Annotated in this window: 4 protein-coding genes; 1 reads left to right on the top strand and 3 read right to left on the bottom strand. The window is 40.6% G+C overall.

The window, feature by feature from the left end; all coding sequences use genetic code 11:
• Nucleotides 1–98: 98 nt before the first annotated feature.
• The 3 genes from PN471_RS04365 to recO all read right to left on the bottom strand — a co-directional run bounded on the left by PN471_RS04365 (nt 99) and on the right by recO (nt 4,069).
• On the bottom strand, nt 99–1,247 hold the full coding sequence (locus PN471_RS04365; protein WP_271775809.1) for a glycosyltransferase family 4 protein: 1,149 nt from the start codon (nt 1,245–1,247) through the stop codon (nt 99–101).
• A gap of 289 nt (nt 1,248–1,536) precedes the next feature.
• Nucleotides 1,537–3,156, bottom strand: a complete 1,620-nt coding sequence (locus PN471_RS04360) for an MFS transporter (protein ID WP_271775808.1) — start codon at nt 3,154–3,156, stop codon at nt 1,537–1,539.
• Nucleotides 3,140–4,069, bottom strand: coding sequence for a DNA repair protein RecO (gene recO, locus PN471_RS04355; protein WP_271775807.1), 930 nt, complete (start codon nt 4,067–4,069; stop codon nt 3,140–3,142). The genes PN471_RS04360 and recO overlap by 17 nt, the downstream gene beginning before the upstream one ends.
• A gap of 111 nt (nt 4,070–4,180) precedes the next feature.
• Here recO and PN471_RS04350 point away from each other — a divergent pair.
• Nucleotides 4,181–4,404: hypothetical protein (locus PN471_RS04350; protein ID WP_271775806.1), on the top strand; the 224-nt coding region annotated here is incomplete at its 3' end.

The raw sequence follows: 4,404 nt of genomic DNA, 5'->3' as shown, positions 1-4,404 counted from the left end.
ATACAAAGGGCGGGGAGACCAATACAAAGGGCGGGGAGACCAATACAAAGGGCGGGGAGACCAATACAAAGGGCGGGGAGACCCCGCCCCTACGGGGTTTAAATGCCCCAACTTAATGTTAATGGGCGCTGGGCGAGAACTTGACTATAAAGTTCTTCTAATTGGGTAATATTACCATTTAGGGTATAGCGTTCTAATACTCGCTTTCTGGCTTTTTCTCCCAACAAGGTGGTTAACTCTGGATGATCTTGGCATAGTGGTAAGAGGGTTTTTAACTGCGATCGCACACTGCTTGTATTAATAGCCACACCAGCACCCTTTTCTAAAACTTCCCCGTCTGCACCCACATCAGTTGCTAAACAAGCTACACCACAGGACATAGCCTCTAATAAAGATAGGGATAAACCCTCTACCAAAGAAGGTAAAATAAATACATCTGCCCCTCGTAAAATTTCGATGCGACGATTTTCGTCGGCGATAAATCCTAACCAGATGATGCCATGTTCTCGCCCATAAAATGACTCTAGCGAAGGCTTTAATGGACCATCACCTACAATCAATAATTTGCTATTAACGCCCATGTCTGATTGCTTCCAAGCGCGCAAGAGAGATTCAACGTTTTTTTCTTGGGCAATTCTCCCTTGATAAACAAACAAACGTTCAGCCCCAAATTCGGCTTTAACCTGAGAAACACCGGGAGAATACTTAACAGGATCTACACCATTAGGAATCACCGCAATTTTGCTTTCCCCCACCCCCATACTTGAGAGTAATTCCCGTTGAATTTGGGAAAAAATAATTACCCGATCATAATGATCTAAAAAAGGAGCGTAAAGTTGATAAGCTAAAAGTTGGGTACTAGATATTAATTTTGCTCCCTTCCCGGCAAATGGAGTGTGGAAAGTGGCAATGAGGGGCAAATTTAACTCTTCGCAAATTTCTGGTAAAACAAAATCTAAAGTTGATAGAGTCAGAGAAGCGTGGACTATATCCGGTTTAATTTCCCGTAGGGAATCTTTCAAAACCTTAGTTGCTTTAAAAGAGGGAATTGTGTAAACCTGAGACTTGTAGATAAATGGTAAAGGAACTTCTTGAAAATTAGGCCAATTGTCAGTTGTCGCCTGTTCTTGGGCAAAGTGCAGAAAACTAACCTCGTGTCCCCTGTCTAGTAATCCGTTGGTAATTTCTCGACTGTAGGTGACGTTACCGCAAAAGGGTGTTTTTTTTCCAATCCAAGCTATACGCATTCTTCGGTTATCTATAAAAAAAGCGAGGGTAAGATATACTGTTTTTATTATGGAGTTGTTATAGCCGAATTTTTGGTGTTCACAAAAACTCAGATATCTCTAACTTTAAAACCTAAATAATCTGGGCAATTAAACAATTAATAGCTTTATTGATAATGCTATTAATTTATAAAGTTTTGAACTTGATTACAAGTTAATATGCTGATTATTTAGTTGATTCCCAGCAAGTATTTTCCATCTTGCTGGATTAAGTTTAGCACGAAACCCAATAGTTTGATGCAGTTTGTGGCTATTTGCCATCTGAGGATTTCCCAGAATTATACCAAGTAAAGAGACCGCCAACTAAGACGATCGCAGCTAAGGTAAAAAATACTGCTTTTAAGCCAATAAAAGTTTCCGCCACACCAGCTAAAGCCAAGGGGAGAGAAAGGGCAATATTAATCACGTTATTTTGCAGTCCAAATACCTTACCTCGCATAGCTGGAGGTGTTTCGGTTTGGATTGCAGTTTGCATAGGGATACCCACCAAAGCCCCAAATATTCCCAAGGAAGCTATAAATAGCAGCACGGGTAAAAGTTGCGTGGTGAACAGTGATAAACCAATTAAAGATCCTGCCATACCTAGACAACCCCAAAAACTCAGTTGTTTGTAGGAAAAGCGTTGTCCAAATTGTCCGAGAATTGTCGCCCCAATTGCCACACCAACACCGGCAGATGCTAATAAAAAGCCGAATTGAGAAGCTTTCATATTCGGGATAATTTCTGCCATACGAACTGCCAGCACAGTTAGGGCAGCAAAGACAGAAAATAGGATAATTAGTTGTAATAAAGCATTGCGGATGCGATGATTTTCTTGGAGGTAACGTAACCCGTCGCGCAAGTCGGAGAAAACATGAGGAAATTCTGTTTCCGGGGGATGGGGTTTTTCGTTAGTTTGGAGTAGAAATAATATTAACCCAGCGATCGCATAACTGCCACCCACCAAAATTTCCTTACCCAATCCCCCACCACCACCTAACTGCGTCCACAGTCCATCTGCCAATGCCAAAACCGGTTCTCCTACCGCAAAACCCACAATCACCGAAGCCATCATTGTCGTTGTATAGAGAGAATTAGCCGAAAGCAAATCCTGTTCTTTGACTATTAAAGGAATAGCCGATTGTTCTGCCGGTGCAAAAAATTGTGTTAGGGTAGAAACCAAAAAAGTCACCCCTAAAATAATCAGAAACCCCACCGGTAAAACACCCACAGGCCGCCAATCATGGGTTAACCATAGCAGGGTAGGAATCAGTAAAACCAGAATACCACGCCAAATATTTGATGCTACCAAAACAACTTTTTTTGACCAACGATCTACAAATACCCCCGCTACAGAACCAAATAATACGGCAGGAATTGTAAACGCCATCATTAAAGCCGAAACCCAACCACTAATACTTTGATCACTAGCTTGAAACTGACTATTAATCAAAGCAATCATCAATACCAAATAAACCTTATCTGCTAGTTGACAGAAAACTTGACCCGCCCAAAGAGCGAGAAAATTAGGGTTTTTTAAGACAGGTAAAAACCCCGCCTGTTGATTGTTTGTAGAATCCGTACCCCCAGAATTGGCATCCATTAATGGCAATGTTTCCGTCGTTAAATCCGTCGTTAATTTACCATTCAATTCCGTACCTTTTAATGCTGGATCAGATTTTATTTCTGAGGCTGGAGCAATATCAGTTAATGGAATTTCTGCTGGACAATTCCCATGTTCAGAAACATCTTTGAGTGACATTTCTGGACTATGAATATGACTAAGTGTAGGAACAGCAGCAACATTATGATCTAATGCTTTATGCTTTTTTTTAGCGTCGCTAGGTGAGTGAGTTCGGCTTTTTTTATCTAAATCAGACGATTGTATCATGGTTGGCGGCAAAATAGGAGTCAATCAAAGTGGCAGAGCGAATAGGTTGTCCTAAATGATACTGAACATACTGGCGTAAAATTTGCTCAACAGCTAACCATCCAGAATAGTCGGCTACATCTATTTGTATTATCTCTGTTTCCGACAGATGTTGAAGCATAACCAGTTGTTTCCCATTTAACCGACGAGAAATAATTGGTAACTCCTGCTGGTGAAAAACTGTTTCGTAGCTAGGGTTAGAGCCTGAAAACTGGGAATGGGAAACATTTGTCTGACTTTTTTCCTCCATTTCCCTCTTTTCCCGTTTCTCCTGCTCTATTTCTGTTCGCAAGGTTTTCCAAGCGTCTAAACAAATTATGCCACCAGAAGGGATGCTAAATCCAACTTGCCAATGGGGATTTGTCCAGTCTGGGGTTAAAAGCTGTTGAGTTAAGCAACAAGACTCTACTTGTGGTGTTAGTCCTGCTAAGGATAAAAGTTGAAACACAGCTTGCACTAAATAAGCAATTACACAATTTACTTCTGCTCTGGGTATATCCTCTAGCCGTTGCAGATGCTCATTGAATAACTCATAAAGTTCTGTTTGCGGTTGTTCGCTTAACGCTTGACACAAAACTATTTCCGCTAAATACTGACTAGCCGCTAATTTACCCAAATCCTGAGATAAACCTGGATACGTCTTGATAGTTTCCGCTTGAGTAATTCTATCGAGATTTCGTCCTGGGGAGATGAGTAATTCATTAATCACAAACATCCCCATTCTCCCTCCCAAGCTGGAGTTTTGTTTCCGCACTCCCGTCGCAACTGCCCGAATTAACCCAAATTCTTGAGTTAAAATTGTGACTATTTTATCAGATTCACCCAATGCTTGCGCCTTGAGATTAATACCAGTTGCTTTGTAGGTTTTGCTCATTTCCCTGCTTTCAACCACCCTAATTTCAATGATACTTATTTAAGTAAAAAACTGGTATACTATATAAACATCCGGTGCCAACAGCACTTAATTTCCAATTTTCTCAATCTTATGAACCAAACAGGTATAGCTGTTTTAGCCGTGATTGCTTTAAGCTCACTTGGTGTTATTGGTGATTACTTTCTGAAAGTTGCTAGTAACAATGAAGTCTCATTAAAAACAAGTTGGTTTTTTATTGGGGTACTTATTTTAGCTTCTACCGCTTTTGGATGGGTATATGTAATGAAGCACATGAAACTAGCCACATTAGGCGTAGTTTATTCCGTTTCTACAGT

The sequence above is a fragment of the Aphanizomenon sp. CS-733/32 genome (genome assembly GCF_028330045.1).
Lineage (GTDB): Bacteria > Cyanobacteriota > Cyanobacteriia > Cyanobacteriales > Nostocaceae > Dolichospermum > Dolichospermum gracile.
Note: the sequence above shows the minus strand (reverse complement) of the source record. Positions and strands in the feature narration are given on the sequence as shown.